This is a genomic window from Actinomadura sp. NPDC048394 (assembly GCF_040651755.1).
Lineage (GTDB): Bacteria > Actinomycetota > Actinomycetes > Streptosporangiales > Streptosporangiaceae > Spirillospora > Spirillospora montaniterrae.
Window position 1 is genome coordinate 1 of record NZ_JBEZJL010000121.1, and the last position, 20906, is coordinate 20906.

Genomic DNA, 20906 nt, shown 5'->3' on the forward strand with positions numbered 1-20906 from the left:
CCTCTGCCCACCCACCCCGGACTGTCACGAGGCCGCTGGCACCTCACCCGGCTCGCCCGCCGCCTGCGCCGGTACGACTGGACGACCGAACTTCGCATCGACGGACCGCACCCGATGTTGCGCGTGTACGCCGACAACGCCCCGACGATCGGCGAAACCGTCTCCGTCGTCTGGGCCAACGGCGCTTGGTGGTACCAGTCCAGCACCGGTATTTGGCTGGCACGCTGCACACGCCCCCGCCTCGCCGCCGACAAGGTGACAGTCCTCCTTACGCCCCGGGTCGCTCTGGCGACGACCCGCTCCGAGGACGAGTGACCCGGACATGACCCGCCGCACGGCACCGGGCACCTACGCCCGCATCGCTAACGCCCTACGCCAACGCATCACAGACGGCACCTACGCCCCAGGGGGCCAACTCCCAGGCGAGGCCGCCCTCTGCGCCGAGTTCGGCGTCGCCCGCAACACCCTGCGGCGGGCCCTGTCCACCCTCGAAACCGACGGCCTCATCACAGCACGCCCCGGGGTAGGCCGATTCGTCCCTACCGCCAAACCGGCCGTGCACACCAGGTACGAGAACATCGCCACGGACCTACGGCGCCACATCAGGAGTGGCCACTACCGTCCAGGCGATCTACTGCCGAGCGAAGCCCAACTCGCTGAGCGCTACGGCGTATCCCGCCACACGGCCCGCCACGCCCTCACGGCTCTAGAGGAAGCCGGCCTCGTGACCTGTGTCCACGGCAAGGGACGCTACGTCAGCCAAGACGTCCCTAGATGATCCATCCGTGTCCGTGGACGTCCACACCGGTCCCCGTAGCGTCGAACCCATGAGGAAGAACAGCGCCGCATGGGCAAGCGAACTCGCGCGCAAGCATTTGGAGACCCCGCTCCCCCGCCGCTGGGCACACACCCAGGGCGTAGCGCGGCAAGCCCGCACACTCGGCACCCATCCTCGGCGACAAGGCCGACCTCCTAGAGGCCGCCGCATGGCTCCACGACATCGGCTACGCCCCCGACCTCGTAGACACCGGCTTCCCCCTAGACGGCGCCCGCTACCTCCGAGACCCCCACCACGCCGACGACCACCTGTACCGCCTGGTCGCCCACCACTCTTGCGCCCTCATCGAAGCACGCGAGCGTAACCTCGGCACCCTGCTCGGAGAGAGTTCGGAAACACAAGTCCTGCACTCAGCGAGCAACTTATCAACTGCGACATGACCACATCCCCAGAGGGCAAGGCTGTCAGCCTCGATGCCCGCCTCACTGAAATTCGTGAGCGGTACGGCCCTACGCATGTGGTCACACGCTTCACACAGCTGGCCGAGCGACACCTCGCCAACGCCGTACGAGCGGTTTACACGTCTACCCAGCTCAGAGACGTCTAGGTCTTAGAGGCCCAAGTTGCGCAACCGTCCAGCACGGTTCGTTGCGGGCTGTCCAGATTCCTTCCGTATGACCGACGGGCATCCGGTATGATGCCACACAAATCGAGTGGAGCGGACAGGAAGCCTAACGCCGATGCACCAAGGCGAATCGGAGATCATTGCCGCGAGCCTCGATATTGCTTGGTCGCAAATCGGAAATTCTTCTGGCGACCTAGATCTGCCCGACCCCATCGCTTACGCCGATATACGCGCAGACTGGCCAAACTATCGCAAAAGGCTATTGCGGCAAATATTTGAAGGGCGCACTTATCCTTCTCATATCGAAGTAGTCGATCTCCCCAAGGACCGACTTTCAGTGCGCCCTTTGGTAAGGCTGGACCTTGATCACCGGTTGACCTACGAGTCTGCCGTAATGGCCGTAGCACCACTTATTGACCATGTAATGCCGGATGCCGTGTATAGCTACCGTTGGCTACATGACTATTCTAGGGTGGACAATCCCACCTGGTCCTGGGTAGCAATGCAGCGAAACGCCCGAGAGATACATCAACTCAATCCCGACTTGCTCCTTGCCCGTACAGACGTCACTGCATTCTACGAAAATATCGAAATAGATATTCTAATCGATGACCTAGAAAGCATACATGCCCCTAAGTGGGCGGTCGAGACAATCCGCAACTTTCTTAATGCATTCAATGAACTCGGCAACGCGTGGGGTATCCCTCAAAGCTACGATGCATCCGGCATACTAGCGAACCTATACTTACTCCCGTTGGACGTAGAGTTACAACGCGCTGGCTTTACCCATCTTAGGTATTCTGATGACATCTACATCTTCGGTAGAGACTGGGTCTCTCTCCGTAAGCAGATACTTACTCTCAATAAGCTTCTTCGCCACCGCCACCTCACTCTCTCGGGCCCGAAAACAAAAATCATCGAGGGTGTCGACATCTTTGATGAGTTTGAAGATGCTGACAAGGATGCCATCAACTACTACATATTGCTAGGACACCCCGATGCAGTAAACGATGTTAAGGTGCTCTTTAATCAAACGGTTAGCGAGCCCCCCGTCCGTACTCGGGATCTTAAATTCTGCCTTACGCAACTGAAGTACGTCCGCGACGACTATGCGGTCAATTGGCTTCTTAACAATATGGATGAGGTTCCCCATATTTCCCGGGAGGCGCTTTCCTATCTAGAAATCTTCCAAACTGCAATTCCGCAGATCGGAGACGCCATAGTAGACCTCCTCGGCACAGGAGGGATCGCAATGTATCCCTACGCGCAGCAACATCTGTTGATTTCTATGATCAATCAACAGATCGACGGTCACTACGCTGAGGACGTGGTGTGGGAACTCCTGCTGGACAGAAATAAAGATAGCTTTGTTCGTGAATTTGCTGCTAGATATATCGGCCTATTCTCTTCTCGAGACAAGACTCGCACCCTTCGCCAGATATTTCAGGAGGAGTCAAACCCGAGAGTGCGACGGGCCCTACTGATTGCATGCTATGAGAGCGGCCAATGCCCAAATCGTTGGCTCGATATAGTTGCCGCGTCCGATCCTTTTCTATCTCACACGGCCAGGTACCTTAAAGGCCGTCCATCAGGGATACCAATACCTGCAACCGGAAAGAGATACGTTCAAATTGAGTGATGCGATAAAGAATATAATCACTGAGCTAGACAGGCTCTACGATGATGCGTCGTACTCCGCTCAGAGCTACTTTGAAGCGGCCAAATCGGCAGCTCTTTGGGGAAAAACTTTCATCCTTTTTCCTGCACTAGTAAGTTCGTTGTCCTCCTTTGTAATCGCGTTGGGATGGTCCAAGTCCTGGGGCACTCTCGGGGCCATTGCAGGAGCGGTAGCAGCGACCGCCGCCTTCTTGGGTTCTGATAAAAAGGCAAACTCGCACATAAACTCTGCAAGGAATTTTACCGATATCCGCCATGCAGCACGCCTAGAGATGAGTCTCGCCCAAGGCTCGACCGACGTAGGCCAGCTAGAGGAGAAGCTGCGGGCATTGAGGGCTGAATACTCGGCAGCAAATTCGGGCATCGAGCCCATTTCGAATCGCTTTTTCCGTCGGTCAGCGGGCGAGCCGCCAGGCGAGCCCGCTGGGCCGGGATCGCATCAGCAAGGATGAGTCATTTAACGACCGCCCCCGCATAGTTGGCAAGATAATCCCGAATGCGTTGAGCCATTGACTCATCCATCCGGAGGTCACCCAGTCCCGTCCTTGCAATCCATGTCACTTCAGAGGATTCGTCGCTTGTGCGCGAGTACCCGCCAACCACCCGCCCCTTCAAGAGCAGAGAGAATTTTTGACGCACCGGACGCAGCGAGCGACACGGACTCGATCGCGCGCAGGGGACGTGCGGTCGCCGTGACGCTCATCGCGGCCACGCAGCGCCCCACACAGAAGGCCATGGGCAAGGGTGCCGTCCGCTCGCAAATGGACGTCCGGGTGAGCTTCCGCGTCCGCGAACGCAAAGACGTCGACCTCATCCTTGGGCAAGGGATGCTCAACGCCGGATGGCACGCCCACACCCTCAACGCACCCGGCAAGTTCCTGCTGTCCGCACCCGAACACGACACGCCCCGACGAGGCCGCGCCTACCTGCTCACCGACGACGCCGTGAGCGAGGCCGCACAGCGACACGAGGCTCTGCGTCCCGTCCTGGACGAGGTCTCGCGGCGTGCCTTGGACGAGGCCAGTACGCCGCTTCTGCAGCCCGTTTCAGCGGCGTCCGTCCCGCTGAGGCCGTCCAGGGAAGACCGCGCCGAGAGCGTCCTGAGAGAGGCTCTGGACGGCGCGCCGGACGAAGGGCTTCCGATCGCGCACCTGCTCATGATCACCGAGATGAGCCGGCCCACCCTCTACCGGCGCCTCAACGAGATGGTGAAGACCGGCCGCGCCGTCCAGGTCGGGCGAGGCCGCTACAAGGCGTCCGACCACACTCCGTGATCGTCTCAACGTCTCGTCTCACGCGCGCGCCTGCATGTAAGGAGCCGAGAGACGCGAGTGAGACGAGACGGAGACGACCACCGTCCGCAACCAAGGAGATGATCACCGACCCACATCACGCACGCCCCTGGCACACCGCCTCGGGCGAGAGGAGGTGGTGACCGTGCAGGCGTACACCGTCGAACAAGTGGCCGAGATCCTCAACATCGGCCGAGACAAGGTCTACTTCCTGATCCGCACCGGCCAACTCCACAGCATCAAGATCGGCAAGCTGCGCCGCATCACTGACCGGCACATCGCCGAGTTCGTCACCTCCCTCGAAGAGGCCAACCGCTGACAACCGCCCGGAGGTCCGTCCGCACATGACCGCGAACGGACCTCCCCACATGAGGGACGTCTAGGGACGTCTTGAGTATGGTCAGTGGTGACCTCGACCGATACAAGGAAGGATCCGATTGGCGAAGATCCTCATCGGCAAGTACGAGGGGACGATCTACGAGGAGGGCGACGGATACACCGGCGCCACCTCGCTCGGGTTCGGCCCGGACGGCAAGCGCAAGCGGCTCAAGAGGAAGGGACGGACGAAAGCGGGTCGTCTACGTCCTCCGATCAGACCGGGACGGGGGCGACACCAAGACCAAGAAGAGCCGCCGGGGCATCGCCGTGGCGGACATGGCCGTTGACGCGCTCACGGCGCTGCGCAAGCGGCAGGCCGCAGAGAAGCTTGCAGCGGGCGACCTGTGGCAGGGACACAACCTCGTCTTCTGCCGAGAGAACGGAGCGCCCTACACGAGTGACGACGTCCTACGCCGCTTCCAGAGCCTCACACGCACTGCCGGCCTCGGCTCGAACTGGGTGCCGCGCGAGTTGCGGCACACGTTCGTGTCCATCATGAGTGACCAGGGCGTTGCTCTGGAGAAGATCAGCGATCTTGTGGGGCACTCCGGCACCCACACCACGCAGACCGTCTATCGGCACGAACTCCGGCCCGTCATCACCACGGGCGCCGAGAAGATGAACGCCATCTTCAACGAAGAGAAGTCCAGGTCAGCCTAGCCATTGGCTCCCGGCCGAACTCCCCTCGACGACGTCCGATCCCCTGAGCAGGCACGCAGCAAGATCATCGGGTGCACGTGCATTAGGTGGGTGGGGTTTTGGTTCGGTGATAAAGGGTGGGGTGGGAGTGTGCAGTTGAGACACATAACCGAGCGTGCCCGGTCGGCCATAATCCGTTCGTGCCCAGCAATGCCGCGCCCCCGCTGAACGAGGACTTCCGGCTGGTCGAGGGGCTCCGGGGGCAGCGGCCCGGGGCGGTCGGCCACGTCTACAACGTGTACGGGCCCGAGCTCGTCGAATACGCGGAGGGGCTGCTCGGCGACCACGGGCGGGCCGTGCAGGCGGTTCGGGCGGCGCTGCTCGCGCTGCGGGACAAGGGGGCGGACGTCCCGGACGCGGGAACGTTCCGGGACTGGCTGTACGAGGTCGTCCGCGACGAGTGCCGCAGGCCCGCGCGGGGACGCAGGCGGATCGCGGTGATCGGGGCGGCGGCCGCGGCGGTGCTGGCCGCCGGGCTGGTCGTGGCGTTCGAGTCGGGCGGGGACGCGAAGCCCGAGCCTGCGCGGCCCGAGGCGGCGCCGGCGACGCCGGAGGCGAGCCCGCCGCCGGTGACGGTCTCGCCGGCGCAGAAGGACGGGCAGAAGAAGAAGGACGAGAAGAAGGAGAAGCCCGCTGCCGGGAAGCCGGCCAAGCGCAGGCCGAGCGGCGGGGGTGGGGGCGGGGCCGGGCGGCTGGCGGTGAACGACGGCGGGTGCCACGGGCTCGGTGTCGCCGGTCTGCCGAGGTCGTGCCCGGTGCGGCTGACAGCGGTGGGCGGGACGGTCCGCTGGGCGGTGGCGTCGGTGCGGTCGCGGGGCGGGCGCGTCAGCGCGTCCGGCGGCGGGACGCTCAAGGCGGGGCGTTCGGCGACGGTGACCGTGGTGGTGCGGCCGACGGTGCTCTGCTACATCGGCGGGGGCGGCGGAGGGTCGGTGTCCTTCTCGCCGGGCGGGACGGCGACGATCTCCTACACCTGCTGGCGGCGCTAGAACATGGCGGGTAGCCCGGCTCCGACCAGGGAACGATTCCCGGACGGAGCCGCCGACGGCGCTCCGGAACCGAGGAGCTGGCATGGACCCACGGCCCGAGATCGACACGACCGTGCCGCATTCGGCACGGGTCTGGAACTTCCTGCTGGGCGGCACGGACAACTTTCCGGTCGACCGCCAGGCGGGCGAGCGGATCTTCCAGTCCTTTCCCGGGATGGTCGACATGGCGCGGCGCTCCCGGCAGATGCTGACGCGGGTGGTGCGGTTCCTGGCCGCCGAGGCGGGGATCCGGCAGTTCCTCGACATCGGCACGGGCCTGCCGACCATGGACAACACCCATGAGGTCGCGCAGCGGATCACGCCCGAGGCCCGCATCGTGTACGTCGACAACGACCCGCTGGTGCTCGTGCACGCCAAGGCGCTGCTGACCAGCCGGCCCGAGGGCGCCACCGACTACATCGAGGCCGACGTGCGCGACCCCGAGCCGATCCTGGCGCAGGCCGCGCGGACGCTGGACTTCGGGGAGCCCGTCGCGCTGATGCTGATGGGCATCCTCGGGCTCGTCCAGGACTACGACCAGGCCCGCGACGTGGTGCGGCGGCTGGTGGAGCCGCTGACGTCGGGCAGTTACGTGGCGGTGTACGACGGCACCAACGACGACCCGGCGTACATGGCGGCGATCGAGGCGTTCAACTCCGGGAGCGGCGCCGTCCCGTACACGCCGCGCAGCCCCGAGCAGATCGCCCGCTACCTCGACGGCCTGGACGTGCTGCCGCCCGGCGTCGTGCCGGTGACGCGGTGGCGTCCCGACCCGGGCCCCGAGGGGGAGCTGCCCAGCGTGGCGTGCGCCGGCGGCGTCGCGCGCAAGCCCTGACCTGCACGGCGCCGCCCTTACAGGGGTTTAACCCCGGTTCGTCCATGCTCCCGGTATGCGTGTGCTGATCGTGGAGGACGAGCGGGTGCTCGCGGACACGATCGCCGAGGGCCTGCGCGAGGAGGCCATGGCGGTCGACGTCGTGTACGACGGGGACGACGCGCTGGAGCGGGCGTCCTACACCGAGTACGACGTCGTCGTGCTCGACCGCGACCTGCCGACCGTGCACGGCGACGAGGTGTGCCGGGAGCTCGCCGAGCGGCGCGGCCCGGCGCGGATCCTGATGCTGACGGCGGCCGGGGACGTCGAGGACCGGGTGGACGGGCTGTCGCTCGGCGCCGACGACTACCTGCCGAAGCCGTTCGTGTTCGGCGAGCTGGTGGCGCGGGTGCGGGCGCTGTCGCGGCGGTCGGGGGCGCCGGTGCCGCCGGTGCTGGAGCGCCGCGGGATCCGGCTGGACCCGCACCGCCGGCGGGTGGCGCGGGACGGCCGGGAGCTGCGGCTGACGAACAAGGAGTTCGCCGTGCTGGAGGAGCTGCTGCGCGCCGAGGGCGGGGTGGTGAGCGCCGAGCGGCTGCTGGAGCGGGCGTGGGACGAGAACATCGATCCGTTCAGCAACATCGTCCGGGTGACGATGGCGACGCTGCGCCGCAAGCTGGGCGAGCCCGCGGTGATCGAGACGGTCACGGGGTCGGGGTACCGGCTGGAGGCGCGGTGAGCGTGCGGGAGCGGGTGCGGGTGCGGACGCCGCGGCTGAGCGTCCGGACGCGGCTGACGCTGGTGTACGGGTCGCTGTTCCTGGTGACGTCGGCGGTGCTGGTCGCGGTGATGTACGTGCTGACGGCGCGGACGCTGGACCAGCGGCTGCCGGAGCGGACGAGCGTGGATCCGCAGGTCGCCGCGAAGCTGCGGGTGCTGGTGGCGTCGAAGGACTTCAGCCAGATCCTGGCCGTGAAGGCGGAGGCGGACCGGCAGGTCGCGCAGCAGAAGCACGACGTGCTGGAGCGGCTGCTGCAGACGTCGCTGCTGACGATGGTGGTGCTCGGCGTCCTGGCGGTGGTGATCGGGTACCTGGTGGCGGGGCGGATGCTGCGCCCGCTGCACAAGGTGACGGCGACGGCGCGGCGGCTGTCGGAGAGCACGCTGCACGAGCGGATCGCGCTGGACGGCCCGCAGGACGAGATCAAGGATCTGGCGGACACGTTCGACCGGATGCTGGACCGGCTGCACCGGGCGTTCGACGCGCAGCGCCGGTTCGTCGCGAACGCCTCGCACGAGCTGCGCACCCCGCTGACGATCAACCGGACGGTGCTGGAGGTGGCGCTCGCCAGCCGGAGGAACCCGCCGGAGACCAAGGCGCTGGCGGACGTGCTGCTCGGCAACACCGAGCGGCACGAGCGGCTGATCGAGGGGCTGCTGCTGCTCGCGCGGTCGGAGCGGGAGCCGGCGTCCCGGACGCCGACGCCGCTGCCGGACGTGGTGCGCGGCGCGCTCCACGACCTGGACGGGCGCACCGGCGAGCTGGACGTGGAGGTGCGGCTGGCGCCGGCGGAGGTGGCGGGCGATCCGGTGCTGCTGGAGCGGTGCGCGATGAACCTGCTGGAGAACGCGGTGAAGTACAACGTGCGGGACGGCCGGGTGTGGGTGCGCACGGGGGTCCGGGACGGGGAGGCGTTCCTGCAGGTGGTGAACACGGGGCGGCCCGTCCCGGAGTACGAGGCGGCGCGGATCTTCGAGCCGTTCCGGCGGCTGCGGGCGGACCGGGTGGGGTCGGCGGACGGGGCGGGGCTGGGCCTGTCGATCGTGCGGGCGGTGGTGGGCGCGCACGGCGGGACGATCGAGACGGTGCCGCGGCGGGGCGGCGGGCTGTCGATCACGGTCCGGCTGCCCGCGGTCGCCCGCGAGGCCCTCGCCCCTGCGTGACCGCGGCGCCGCCGCGCGCGCGAGGCAGGCGCGCGCGAGGCAGGCGCGCGCGAGGCAGGCGCGCGCGAGGCAGGCGCGCGCGAGGCAGGCGCGCGCGAGGCAGGCGCGCGCGAGGCAGGACGGCGGGCGGCGGGGTCAGCCCGCGTTCTCGGCGGGGAGCGGCCACGGCGGGGGCTGCGGCCAGTCGACGCGGCCCTCGGGGCGGGTCTGCTCGGTGCCCGCGGTGAGCCAGCGGTGCACGACCTTGCCGGTGGCGTTGCGGGGCAGTTCGGGGATGAAGTGGACGTCGCGCGGCACCGCGTACCGGGCGACCTGCGCGTGCACGTACGCGCGGACGGCCTCGGCGTTGAGCCGGGCGCCGGGCCGCAGCACGATGAAGGCGGCCAGGCGCTGGCCCCAGTCGTCGTCCGGGACGCCGATCACGGCGGCCTCGTGGACCTCGGGCAGCCGCAGGATGGCGTCCTCGACGTCGCGCGGCACGACGTTCTCGCCGCCGGAGACGACCATGCCGTCGGCGCGTCCGTCCACGAACAGCAGGCCGCGGTGGTCGATGTGGCCGAGGTCGCCGGTGGCGAGCAGCCCGTCGCGGACCTGCATCGGCTCGCCGCCGGTGTACCCCTCGAAGAGCAGCTCGTTGGCGGCGAAGATCTCCCCGATGGTGGAGCGGCCGACGCGGCGGCCGTCGGCGCCGACGATGGCGAGCGAGGTGTTGCGCGGCGGGCGGCCGGCGGTGCGCGGGTCGATCCGCAGGTCGCGCGGGGTGGCGATGGACACCCAGGACGCCTCGGTGGAGCCGTAGACGTTGTAGAGCTTGTCGCCGAACGCGTCCATGAACCGGGTGGCGAGGTCGCCGGGCAGGGCGGCGCCGCTGAGCGCGGCGATCCGCAGCGAGGACGTGTCGTACAGCGCGCGGGTCTGCGGGGCGAGCTCCAGGATGCGCTGGAGCATGATGGGGACGGCGAACAGGACGGTGTCGCGGTGGGAGGCGATCGAGCGCAGCGCCTGCTCGGGGTCGAACCTGCGGTGCAGGACGATCGGGGCGCGCAGCGCCCACGCCATCTGGAGGGCGGCGTAGCCCCAGGTGTGGAACAGCGGCGCCTCGATGATCATGGTCTGCCGGGTGCGCAGCGGGATCCGGGAGGTCATCGAGGCGAGCGGCCACAGCCCGGGGCGGGGCGGGCGGCGGGCGCCCTTGGGGCGGCCGGTGGTGCCGGAGCTGAGCATGATCGTCCGGCTCTGGATCTGCGGCGGGCCGGGCGCGGTCTCGGGCGCGGGCACCGAGCGGATCACCTCGTCGATGCTCGGCCCGGTCTCGGCGGCGACCGGAGCACCGTGATCGGCGAGGCCCGGCGGGGACGGCGCGGGGGCGGGCGGCGCGGCGACGGGCGCGGCCAGCGGCGTCCCGGCGGCCGGGGCTCCGCCGGGCGGGCCGGGGCGGCGGTCGGCCCACAGGACGGTGCGGCGCAGCGCGATCGGCACGTTCGCCAGCAGCGGCGCGAACTCGGCGTCCGCGACGATCAGCGCGGGGCGCAGCTCGCCGAGCACGGCGCGGATCTGGCCCGTTCCGAAACCGGTGTTGAGCAGCACGACCTCGGCGCCGCGCCTGCTGCACGCGACGAGCGTCTCGACCATGCCGCGGTGGTTGCGGCACAGCACGCCGACGCGCGGGCGGGGGCCGTGCAGCGGCAGTCCGAGGGCGAGGCGGGTGGCGCGGTCGTCGAGCTCGCCGAAGGACAGGACGCCCTCGTCGTCGATGAGGGCGGGACGGGACGGCGAGTGCGCGGCCGCGGCGGCGAGGACGCCGGCGAGGCTGGTGCCCCAGCGGCGCAGCGCGCCGAGCTGGCGGCCGACGCGGCGGGGCCCGCCGGACAGCAGCAGTCCCGTGCGCAGCAGGAGGCCGGTGAGGTCGCGGACGTGCCCGATCCGCCGGCGCAGTCCCGGCCGGTATACGGGCCTCGCGTGCGTCACCGCGCCTCCTCCGGTGATTTCGGGCCACGTTACCCACGAGTCCCGGGGGCGAACAAGGGCACCGCCCGGTCAGTGGTTACTGACGAGTAGCCTTTGTGGTTACCAGCGAGTAGCATCGCCTCACCACCGACCGCCCATCCGCAGGGAGGACGACCCGTGCCTCGCACCGCACGCGACGTCGTGTTCGTCGACGGCGTACGCACGCCGTTCGGCAAGGCCGGCCCGAAGGGCCTGTACGCGCAGACCCGCGCCGACGACCTGGTCGTCCGCGCGATCCGCGAGCTGATGCGCCGCAACCCGTCCCTGCCGCCCGAGCGGGTGGACGAGGTCGCGATCGCCGCCACCACCCAGACCGGCGACCAGGGACTGACGATCGGCCGGTCCGCCGCCGTGCTCGCCGGGCTGCCGAAGAGCGTCCCGGGCTACGCCATCGACCGGATGTGCGCGGGCGCGATGACCGCCGTCACCACGACCGGCGCCGGCATCTCGTTCGGCTCGTACGACGTCGTGATCGCGGGCGGTGTCGAGCACATGGGCCGGCACCCGATGGGCGAGGGCGTCGACCCGAACCCGCGGTTCCTCGCCGACAAGCTCGTCGACCCGTCCGCGCTGGTCATGGGCTCGACCGCGGAGAACCTGCACGACCGGTTCCCGCAGATCACCAAGGAGCGCGCGGACGCCTACGCGGTGCGCAGCCAGCAGAAGGTCGCCGCCGCGTACGCCGCCGGGAAGATCCAGCCGGACCTGGTCCCGACCGCGATCCGCAGCGCCGAGCAGGGCTGGGGCCTCGCGACCGAGGACGAGCCGCCGCGTCCCGGCACCACGATGGACGACCTCGCCAAGCTCAAGACCCCGTTCCGCGTGCACGGCAACGTCACCGCCGGGAACGCGGCGGGCCTCAACGACGGCGCGACCGCGTGCCTGCTGGCCGCCGAGGATGTCGCCCGCGACCTCGGCCTCGCGCCGAAGATGCGGCTCATCGACTTCTCCTTCGCCGGCGTCGAGCCGGAGGTGATGGGCGTCGGGCCCGTCCCCGCCACCGAGAAGCTGCTCGCCCGCAACTCCCTGACCATGGACGACATCGGCCTCATCGAGATCAACGAGGCGTTCGCCGTGCAGGTGCTGGCGTTCCTGGAGCACTTCAAGATCGCCGACGACGACGCGCGGGTGAACCCGTGGGGCGGCGCGATCGCGCTCGGCCACCCGCTCGCCTCGTCCGGCGTCCGGCTGATGAACCAGCTGGCGCGGCTGTTCGAGGAGCGCACGGACGTCCGCTACGGCCTCACGACGATGTGCGTCGGCATGGGCATGGGCGGGACCGTCCTCTGGGAGAACGTGAGCTGGGAGGGCGCCAAGTGAGCAGCCTGGGAGAAGTATTCGCCGACGAGGTCGTCACGCACGCCTACGTCCGGGACGTGGCGCTGCCCTACGGCGCGGGCACGCTCGCGCTGATCACGCTCGACAACGGCCACGACCACACCAAGCCGAACACCTTCGGCCCGAACGGGCTCGCCGAGCTGGACGCGGCCATCGACCGGGTCGCCGCGCGGGACGACATCGTCGCCGTCGGCGTCACCGGCAAGCCGTTCATCTTCGCGGTCGGCGCCGACCTCAAGGGCGTCCCGCTGATCACGAGCCACGCGGACGCGCGGGCCATCGGCAAGCTCGGGCACGACGTGTTCCGGCGGCTCGGCGAGCTGGACGTCCCGTCGTTCGCCTACTACAACGGCGCGGCGATGGGCGGCGGCGTCGAGATCGGCCTGCACTGCACCTACCGGACGATCTCCGCGGGCGTCCCGGCGTTCGCGCTGCCGGAGGCGTTCCTCGGCCTGGTGCCCGGCTGGGGCGGCACGTACCTGCTGCCGAACCTGATCGGCGCGGAGAAGGCGCTGAAGGCCGTCATCGACAACCCGCTCGCGCAGAACCGGATGCTGAAGGGCCGGCAGGCCTACGAGCTGGGCATCGCCGACGCGATCTTCGACTCGGCGGACTTCCTGGAGGAGTCGCTCGCCTGGACGGCCCGCGTCCTCAACGGCGAGATCGCCGTGACCCGGCCCGAGGTCGACAAGGGCAAGGCGTGGGACGACGCGATCGCGATGGCCCGCTGGAACCTCGAAGGCAAGCTGCACGGCGCCGCGCCGTCCTTCACCCGCGCGCTCGACCTCGTCGCCGCCGCGAAGGACCGGAGCCGCGACGAGGGTTTCGCCGCCGAGGACGAGGCCCTGGCCGACCTCATCATGAGCGACGAGCTGCGCGCCGGGCTGTACGCGTTCGACCTCACCCAGAAGCGGGCGAAGCGCCCCGCGGGCGCGCCGGACACGTCCCTCGCCCGCAAGGTCACCAAGGTCGGCGTCGTCGGCGCGGGCCTGATGGCCTCGCAGCTCGCGCTGCTGTTCGCGCGCCGCCTGGAGGTCCCGGTCGTGCTGACCGACCTCGACCAGGAGCGCCTGGACAAGGGCGTCGGCTACGCGCACGGCGAGATCGACAAGCTGCTCGGCAAGGGCCGCGTCTCCCCCGACAAGGCCAACCGGCTGAAGGCGCTGATCACCGGCTCGCTGACCAAGGACGCGTTCGCGGACGCCGACTTCGTCATCGAGGCCGTGTTCGAGGAGATGTCGGTCAAGCGGAAGGTGTTTGCCGAGGTCGAGGAGCACGTCTCCGCCGACTGCGTGCTCGCGACGAACACCTCGTCCCTCTCCGTCACGGAGATGGCGGCGGAGCTGCGGCACCCCGAGCGGGTCGTCGGGTTCCACTTCTTCAACCCGGTCGCGGTGCTGCCGCTGCTGGAGATCGTCCGGGGCGAGCGGACCGACGACGCGGCGCTCGCCACCGCGTTCGCGACCGGCAGGGCGCTGAAGAAGTCGTGCGTGCTGGTCAAGGACGCGCCGGCGTTCGTGGTCAACCGGGTCCTGCTGCGGCTGCTCGCCGAGATCGTCCAGGCGGTCGACGAGGGCACGCCGATCGAGGTCGCCGAGCGCGCCGCCGCGCCGCTCGGCCTGCCGATGCCGCCGTTCGTGCTGATGGGGCTGGTCGGGCCGGCGATCGCGCTGCACGTCAACGAGACGCTGCACGCCGCGTTCCCGGACCGGTTCCCGCTGTCGGAGAACCTGGCGAAGATGGTCGCGGCCGGCAAGCGGGGCGTCTACCTGCCGGACTTCTCCCTCGACCCCGAGGTCGTGGCGATCTTCGGCGGCGGGACGCGCCCGTCCACCGAGGAGCAGGTGCTCGACCGGGCGCTCGCCGCGCTCGCCGACGAGATCCGGATCATGCTGGACGAGGGCGTCGTCGCGGGGCCCGAGGACATCGACCTGTGCATGATCCTCGGCGCGGGCTGGCCGTTCCACCTCGGCGGCATCACCCCGTACCTGGACAGGTCGGGCGTCGCGGAGAAGGCGACCGGCCGCCGCTTCCTCGCCCCCGGCGTGGCCTCGCTTCCGGCCTGAGCAGCGGGATCGTCCACCGCCCGTCCGCCACGGGCGGTGGACGATCATAAGCGGCGCGCATCCGGGCATAGGGGTGTCACAACGACGTGACGCCGAGGAGCCGACGAATGAACCTGCTGCGCACCAAGTCGGTCGAACAGTCGATCAAGGACACCGAGGAGCCCGGGCACCGGCTGCGCCGCGACCTGTCCGCGCTCGACCTCGTCGTCTTCGGGATCGGCGTCATCGTCGGCACGGGCATCTTCGTCCTCACCGGGCAGGTCGCCAAGGACAAGGCGGGCCCGGCGGTCGCGCTGTCGTTCATCTTCGCCGCCGTTGTGTGCGCGCTCGCAGCGCTCTGCTACGCCGAGTTCGCCTCCACCGTCCCGGTCGCGGGCTCCGCCTACACCTTCTCCTACGCCACCCTCGGCGAGTTCCCGGCCTGGATCATCGGCTGGGACCTCATCCTGGAGCTGGCGCTCGGCGCGGCGGTGGTGTCGGTCGGCTGGTCGGGGTACTTCGCCTCGCTGCTGGACAGCGCGGGCCTGCACCTGCCCGCCGCGATCCTCAACCCGCCCGGCAGCCACGGCGGCGTCGTGAACGTCCCGGCGATCGCGCTGGTGCTGGTGGTGACGGGGCTGCTCGTCCTCGGCGTGAAGATCTCCTCGCGGGTCAACGCCGTCGTCGTCGTGGTGAAGGTGTCCGTCGTCCTGCTGGTCATCGTGGCCGGGCTCTTCTTCGTCAAGGGCGAGAACTACCACCCGTTCATCCCGCCGTCGGAGCCGAACCCGTCGGTGAAGGGCGCGGCGGCGCCGCTGATGCAGGTGATCTTCGGGATCACCCCGGTCAGCTACGGCTGGCTCGGCATCTTCGCCGCGATCGCCATCGTGTTCTTCGCCTACATCGGCTTCGACATCGTCGCGACCGCCGCCGAGGAGGCCCGCCGCCCGCAGCGCGACCTGCCGATCGGCCTGATCGGCTCCCTCGTCGTCACCGCGCTGCTCTACGCGGCGGTGTCGACCGTCGTCGCCGGGATGCAGAACTACAAGAAGCTCTCCGACGCCGCGCCGCTCGCGGACGCGTTCAAGGCCGTCGGGCACTCCGCGTTCGCCACGATCATCGACGTCGGCGCCGTCGTCGGCCTCATCGCCGTGGTGCTCATCCTGCTGCTCGGGCAGAGCCGGGTGTTCTTCGCGATGAGCCGGGACGGGCTGCTCCCGCCGTGGCTGTCGGTCATCCACCCGCGGTTCGGCACCCCGTGGCTGTCGACGGTCATCATGGGCGGCATCGTCGCCGTGCTGGCCGGGTTCATCCCGCTGGCCAAGCTCGCCGAGCTGGTCAACATCGGCACGCTGTTCGCGTTCCTGCTGGTGTCGGTCGGCGTGCTGATCCTGCGGCGCACCCGCCCCGACCTGCCGCGCGCGTTCCGCACCCCGCTCGTCCCGGTGATCCCGATCCTGTCGGTGCTCGGCTGCCTCTTCGTCATGATCAACCTGCCGCTGGAGACCTGGTACCGGTTCCTGGCCTGGATGGCGATCGGCTCGATCATCTACTTCGCCTACGGGCGCCACCACAGCCGCGTCGGGCTCGCCGCCGCGTCCGGACGGTCCTGACCGGCGCGCCCGAAGGCCGTTGAAGGGTCTCGTGACCGGTGTCACGGTGTTCTTTTGCCGTGCGGGTCGGCACAATACGCGCATGGCATCCCCTGTGCTCGTCGCGGTGATCGGCTCCGGGCCCGCCGGCATCTACGCCGCCGAGGCCCTCGTGAAGCAGACCGACGGGAACGTCCGGGTGGACGTGTTCGACCGGCTGCCGACCCCGTACGGCCTGGTCCGCTACGGCGTCGCCCCCGACCACACGTCGATCAAGTCGATCGCCAACTACCTGCAGCGGGTACTGGAGAACCCGGCCGTGCGGTTCTTCGGCTGCATCGAGCTCGGCCGCGACCTCACCCGCGCCGACCTCCTCGACTGCTACGACGCCGTCATCTACTGCACCGGCGCGATGGTCGACCGGCACATGCGGATCCCCGGCGAGGAGCTGCCCGGCAGCATCGCCGCCACCGACTTCGTCAACTGGTACTGCGGGCACCCCGACGCCGCCGACCACTCCTTCGACCTGTCGGTCGAGGAGGTCGCCGTCATCGGCGTCGGCAACGTCGCCGTCGACGTCGTCCGGATCCTCGCCAAGACCGCCGACGAGCTGCGCTCCACCGACGTCCCCGAGCAGGTCATCGAGGCGCTGTCGAACAGCCGGGTCAGGCGCGTCCACATGATCGGGCGGCGCGGCCCCGCGCAGGCGAAGTTCACCACCAAGGAGGCCCGCGAACTGGGCGAGCTGCCCAACGCGAGCATCCACGTCAGCGCCGAGGACATGGACCTCGACCCCGCCAGCGCCGAGCTCGCCGAGAAGGACCGGCACGTCCGCGGCAACGTCAAGGTGCTGAACGGCTGGACGGGCGAGCCCGCCGCCGGCCGCGCCCGCCACATCGACGTCCGGTTCTGGCGCGCCCCCGCCGAGATCCTCGGCACCGACCGCGTCGAGGGCCTGAAGCTGGAGAAGACCGCGCTCGACGAGTCGGGACGCGTCACCGGCACCGGCGAGTTCGAGACGCTGCCGGTCGGGCTGGTGCTGCGCTCGGTCGGCTACCAGAGCGTCCCGCTCACGGGCGTCCCGTTCGACGAGCGGTCCTTCACCGTGCCGAACGACGGCGGCCGCATCCTCGCCGCGGACGGCTCCCCCGTCCCCCGCGAGTACGTCGCCGGGTGGATCAAGCGCGGCCCGTCCGGCGTCGTCGGCACCAACAAGTCCGACGCGGCGGAGACCGTCCGTAACCTCCTGGCGGACCTGGAGGGCACCGACACGGCGCCGAAGCGCACCGTCGAGGAGCTGCTCGAGGCGCGGGGGCTGCCCGTCGTCACCTACGCCGACTGGCTCAACCTCGACGCCGCCGAGATCGCCCTCGCCCGCAGCCTCGACCGCGGCGAACGCGTCAAGCTCGCCAGGTGGGAGGCGATGACGTCGGCCTGCCGCGGGGACGGGTAGCCGCCGCCCGGTGGTCCCCGCCTCCGGCCTGCGCCGCCGGGCCCGGGCAGGACCGATGAGACGGAAGAACCCGCCGGGAAACTAGTGACGAAAGCGTGCACGGAGCGCTACCGTGCGCGTGTGACCGTCGGTCCAGAACTGTACGGGTTCCCCCCTCCCGAGACGGTGCCAGACCTCAGGTGGCTCGGACCCGACTACGTCTCCGTGCTCGTGTACGACCTGACGCAGGGCCTGCTGCGCCAGGACCCGCGCACGTCCGTGATGGGCGTGCGGTGCGAGGGCGAGCCCCGGCTCGCCCCGTCCGTCGACCCGGCCGGCGTCATCCGCGCCCACGAGGCGTGCTTCCCGCTCCAGGTCTACGTGCAGGACGGCACCGGACGGCCCTGGCGGCTGCGCGGCCGGTGGACCTACTCCGGCCGCGAGCTCGGCACCCGCGCCGCGTCCATCACCCACTTCTGGCAGCTGCTGTCCGCCGAGGGCATCTGACGCGGCCCGGGCGCGGCGTCAGTCGGACGTGGCGGGCTCGTGCGCGTCCGTCGCGGTGACGCGGGCGACGGCCTCGGTGATGTCGCGGGCCAGGTCCTGGGGGGTGAGGCCGCAGTCGGCGAGGATCAGGTCGCGCTTGGCGTGGTCGAGGAACTCCTGCGGGATGCCGAAGGTGCGGACCGGGGTGTCGACGCCCTCGTCGCGCAGCAGGCGGGCCACGGCGTCGCCGACGGCGCCCACCCGGCCGTTGTCCTCCACCACGGCGACCATGCTGTGCGCGGCGGCCGCGGCCGGCAGCGCCGGGTCGAGGGGCTTGACGAAGCGCGGGTCGACGACGGTGGCGCCGATGCCCTGCGCGGCGAGGCGCTCGCCGACCTCGACCGCGGGCGTCGCCATCGCGCCGACCGCGACGATGAGCACGTCGGCGCCGTTGGCGCCCTGGTGGCGGGCCAGCACGTCCATCGCGCCGATGCGGTCGACGGCGTCCAGGTCGGCGGCCACGGCGCCCTTGGGGAAGCGCAGCGCGGTCGGGCCGTCGGACACCGCGAGGCACTCGCGCAGCAGCTCGGCGACGCGGGCGCCGTCGCGCGGGACGGCGATCCGCATGCCGGGCACGAGCTGGAGCAGCGACAGGTCCCACATGCCGTTGTGGGACGGCCCGTCGTCGCCGGTGACGCCGGCCCGGTCCAGGACGAACGTGACCGCCTGGCCGTGCAGCGCGACGTCCATCAACACCTGGTCGAACGCGCGGTTCAGGAACGTGGCGTAGACCGCGACGACCGGGTGCAGGCCGCCGAGGGCGAGCCCCGCGGCGGACGTCACCGCGTGCTGCTCGGCGATGCCGACGTCGTAGATCCGGTCCGGATAGGCGGCGGCGAAGTCGGCGAGCCCGACCGGGTGCAGCATCGCGGCGGTGATGCCCACCACGTCGCGGCGCTCCCGGCCGATCTTCACCATCTCCTCGCTGAACACGTCGGTCCAGATGCGGCCCTTGGGCTTCTGCACGCCGGTCTCGCGGTCGTACGGGCCCGGCGAGTGGAACTGCTCCTCCTCGTCGTTCTCCGCCGGCGAGTAGCCGTGGCCCTTGCGGGTGATGCAGTGCACGATCACCGGCCCGCCGAACGCGCGGGCCTTGCGCAGCGCGTGCTCGACGGCCTGCTCGTCGTGGCCGTCGATGGGGCCGACGTACTTGAGGCCGAGGTCCTCGAACATGGCCTGCGGCTGCAGGATGTCCTTGAGGCCCTTCTTGATCCCGTGCAGCGCCTCGTAGGCGACGTTCCCGACGACGGGCGCCCTCGGAACGGTCCTTTTGACGAGGTCGAGGGCCTGCTCGTAGGTCGGGGTGACGCGCAGGGCGGCCAGGTGGCTCGCCAGCCCGCCGATCGTCGGCGAGTAGGAGCGGCCGTTGTCGTTGACGACGATGATGACCTTGCGGTCCTTGCCCTCGGCGATGTTGTTGAGGGCCTCCCAGCACATGCCGCCGGTGAGCGCGCCGTCGCCGACGACGGGCACGACGACCCGGTCGCCCTCGCCGCGCAGCTCGAACGCCTTGGCCATGCCGTCGGCGTAGGACAGCGCGGTGGAGGCGTGCGAGTTCTCGATGACGTCGTGGTCGGACTCGGCCCGGCTGGGGTAGCCGGAGATGCCGCCGCGCCGCTTCAGCAGGGTGAAGTCGTGCCGGCCGGTGAGCAGCTTGTGCACGTAGGACTGGTGCCCGGTGTCCCAGAGGATCTTGTCGCGGGGCGAGTCGAACACCCGGTGCAGCGCGATGGTGAGCTCGACGACGCCGAGGTTGGGGCCGAGGTGGCCGCCGGTCTTGGCGACCGCGTCGATCAGGAAGTCGCGGATCTCGTCCGCGAGGCTCGACAGGTGCGCGGCGTCCAGTCGTTTGAGGTCGTCGGGACCCTTGATCGACTCCAGCAGGCTCACGCGTGTCAACTCCTCCGTCGGGGACCGGTTCCCCTGGCTCGGGCCGTTCCGAGTTTAATCCCGGTTCGCCCGCGACGCGCCGGAGGGGACCTGCCCGCCGGGTGTGAAACGACTGACCCCGGCGGGGCCGATGGGGTAGGAAAAGAGCATGGCCGTCGAAGAGATCGTACTGCTCAACGCGGATGACGAGGCGGTCGGAACCGCCCCCAAGGCCGCGAGTCACCATAGAGACACGCCGTACCACCTGGCCTTTTCCTGCTATGTGGTGGACACGGAGGGTCGCGTTCTGATCACTCGCCGCGCCCTGTCGAAGCGGACCTTCCCCGGCGTCTGGACGGGCAGCTGCTGCGGCCACCCCGGGCCGGGCGAGGGGCTCCGGGACGCCGTGCTGCGGCGATTGCAGGACGAGCTGGGCATCTCCGGCGTGTCCCTGACATCCGTCCTGCCGGCGTTCCAGTACCGGGCCGTCGCCGAGGACGGCACCCTCGAGAACGAGCGCTGCCCGGTGGTGCGCGCCGACGTCCCCGCGGGCACGCCCGTCCGCCGCAACCCCGCCGAGGTCGAGGACGCCGAGTGGTGGACGTGGCGGCAGTGCCTCGACCTCGCCGCGCGGCCGGAGGCCTCCCCGTGGTACCGGCTGCAGCTCGCCGAGCTGGCCCCGCTGGGCGAGCCGCACGACTGGCCCGACGCAGGCACCGCGACGCTCCCGCCCGCCCTCGGCTGGTAGCCGCGGGAGGCGGTCCGGAAGCCGCGTCCGCAGGACCATTCCGCCGGGGCCGGGGGCGCCGCCGCCCCCGGGCCCGGCCCCCGACCCCCGGGTG

The 20906-nt window shown here is 69.8% G+C and carries 19 protein-coding genes; 17 read left to right on the forward strand and 2 right to left on the reverse strand.

The window, feature by feature from the left end; genetic code table 11:
• The 11 genes from AB0C78_RS47540 to AB0C78_RS47590 all read left to right on the forward strand — a co-directional run.
• A partial coding sequence (locus AB0C78_RS47540) for a hypothetical protein (protein ID WP_360761685.1) occupies positions 1 to 315 on the forward strand: 315 nt, incomplete at its 5' end.
• A gap of 7 nt (positions 316 to 322) precedes the next feature.
• Complete coding sequence (locus tag AB0C78_RS47545) at positions 323 to 778, forward strand: GntR family transcriptional regulator (RefSeq protein WP_360761687.1); 456 nt, start codon at positions 323 to 325, stop codon at positions 776 to 778.
• Positions 779 to 1518: 740 nt separating this feature from the next.
• Positions 1519 to 3042 (forward strand): RNA-directed DNA polymerase, encoded by a 1524-nt coding sequence (locus AB0C78_RS47550; RefSeq protein WP_360761689.1) that lies wholly within the window; start codon positions 1519 to 1521, stop codon positions 3040 to 3042.
• Entirely contained in the window at positions 3035 to 3532 is a 498-nt protein-coding gene (locus AB0C78_RS47555) for an SLATT domain-containing protein (protein ID WP_360761691.1), read from the forward strand. The genes AB0C78_RS47550 and AB0C78_RS47555 overlap by 8 nt, the downstream gene beginning before the upstream one ends.
• 240 nt (positions 3533 to 3772) lie before the next feature.
• Positions 3773 to 4354: a hypothetical protein gene (locus tag AB0C78_RS47560; RefSeq protein ID WP_360761693.1), complete on the forward strand. Its 582-nt coding sequence runs from the start codon at positions 3773 to 3775 to the stop codon at positions 4352 to 4354.
• A gap of 157 nt (positions 4355 to 4511) precedes the next feature.
• Entirely contained in the window at positions 4512 to 4691 is a 180-nt protein-coding gene (locus AB0C78_RS47565; protein ID WP_067635957.1) for a helix-turn-helix domain-containing protein, read from the forward strand.
• A gap of 77 nt (positions 4692 to 4768) precedes the next feature.
• Positions 4769 to 5410: a tyrosine-type recombinase/integrase gene (locus AB0C78_RS47570; protein ID WP_360761695.1), complete on the forward strand. Its 642-nt coding sequence runs from the start codon at positions 4769 to 4771 to the stop codon at positions 5408 to 5410.
• 179 nt (positions 5411 to 5589) lie between these two features.
• Entirely contained in the window at positions 5590 to 6438 is an 849-nt protein-coding gene (locus tag AB0C78_RS47575) for a hypothetical protein (RefSeq protein ID WP_360761697.1), read from the forward strand.
• A gap of 82 nt (positions 6439 to 6520) precedes the next feature.
• The gene (locus tag AB0C78_RS47580) at positions 6521 to 7312 is read left to right on the forward strand and encodes an SAM-dependent methyltransferase (protein WP_360761699.1); all 792 of its coding nucleotides are present in this window, start codon (positions 6521 to 6523) and stop codon (positions 7310 to 7312) included.
• A 55-nt stretch (positions 7313 to 7367) separates the two neighbouring features.
• The gene (locus tag AB0C78_RS47585) at positions 7368 to 8030 is read left to right on the forward strand and encodes a response regulator transcription factor (protein WP_151546539.1); all 663 of its coding nucleotides are present in this window, start codon (positions 7368 to 7370) and stop codon (positions 8028 to 8030) included.
• Entirely contained in the window at positions 8027 to 9235 is a 1209-nt protein-coding gene (locus AB0C78_RS47590; protein WP_360761702.1) for an ATP-binding protein, read from the forward strand. Before AB0C78_RS47585 ends, AB0C78_RS47590 begins: the two co-directional genes overlap by 4 nt.
• Before the next feature lie 135 nt (positions 9236 to 9370).
• On the opposite strand, the gene AB0C78_RS47595 is transcribed toward AB0C78_RS47590, so the two are convergent.
• A complete protein-coding gene (locus AB0C78_RS47595) occupies positions 9371 to 11203 on the reverse strand; it encodes an AMP-binding protein (protein ID WP_360761704.1) in 1833 nt (610 codons plus the stop codon).
• A 156-nt stretch (positions 11204 to 11359) separates the two neighbouring features.
• Between AB0C78_RS47595 and AB0C78_RS47600 the strand changes: the two genes are divergently transcribed.
• The 5 genes from AB0C78_RS47600 (at position 11360) to AB0C78_RS47620 (ending at position 18156) form a co-directional block, all read left to right on the forward strand.
• A complete protein-coding gene (locus AB0C78_RS47600; protein ID WP_360761706.1) occupies positions 11360 to 12562 on the forward strand; it encodes a thiolase family protein in 1203 nt (400 codons plus the stop codon).
• Complete coding sequence (locus tag AB0C78_RS47605) at positions 12559 to 14646, forward strand: 3-hydroxyacyl-CoA dehydrogenase NAD-binding domain-containing protein (protein WP_360761708.1); 2088 nt, start codon at positions 12559 to 12561, stop codon at positions 14644 to 14646. Before AB0C78_RS47600 ends, AB0C78_RS47605 begins: the two co-directional genes overlap by 4 nt.
• 107 nt (positions 14647 to 14753) lie before the next feature.
• Positions 14754 to 16238 carry an amino acid permease gene (locus tag AB0C78_RS47610; RefSeq protein ID WP_360761710.1) on the forward strand — a complete coding sequence of 495 codons (1485 nt, stop codon included), beginning with the start codon at positions 14754 to 14756 and terminating at the stop codon, positions 16236 to 16238.
• An 82-nt stretch (positions 16239 to 16320) separates the two neighbouring features.
• A complete protein-coding gene (locus AB0C78_RS47615) occupies positions 16321 to 17670 on the forward strand; it encodes an FAD-dependent oxidoreductase (RefSeq protein WP_360761712.1) in 1350 nt (449 codons plus the stop codon).
• 120 nt (positions 17671 to 17790) lie between these two features.
• Complete coding sequence (locus AB0C78_RS47620) at positions 17791 to 18156, forward strand: hypothetical protein (protein WP_360761714.1); 366 nt, start codon at positions 17791 to 17793, stop codon at positions 18154 to 18156.
• A gap of 18 nt (positions 18157 to 18174) precedes the next feature.
• Here the strand turns inward: AB0C78_RS47620 and dxs are convergent, their stop codons facing one another.
• Positions 18175 to 20085: a 1-deoxy-D-xylulose-5-phosphate synthase gene (gene dxs / locus AB0C78_RS47625; protein ID WP_360761716.1), complete on the reverse strand. Its 1911-nt coding sequence runs from the start codon at positions 20083 to 20085 to the stop codon at positions 18175 to 18177.
• A 148-nt stretch (positions 20086 to 20233) separates the two neighbouring features.
• Between dxs and idi the strand changes: the two genes are divergently transcribed.
• Complete coding sequence (gene idi / locus AB0C78_RS47630; RefSeq protein WP_360761718.1) at positions 20234 to 20812, forward strand: isopentenyl-diphosphate Delta-isomerase; 579 nt, start codon at positions 20234 to 20236, stop codon at positions 20810 to 20812.
• Positions 20813 to 20906: the final 94 nt, after the last annotated feature.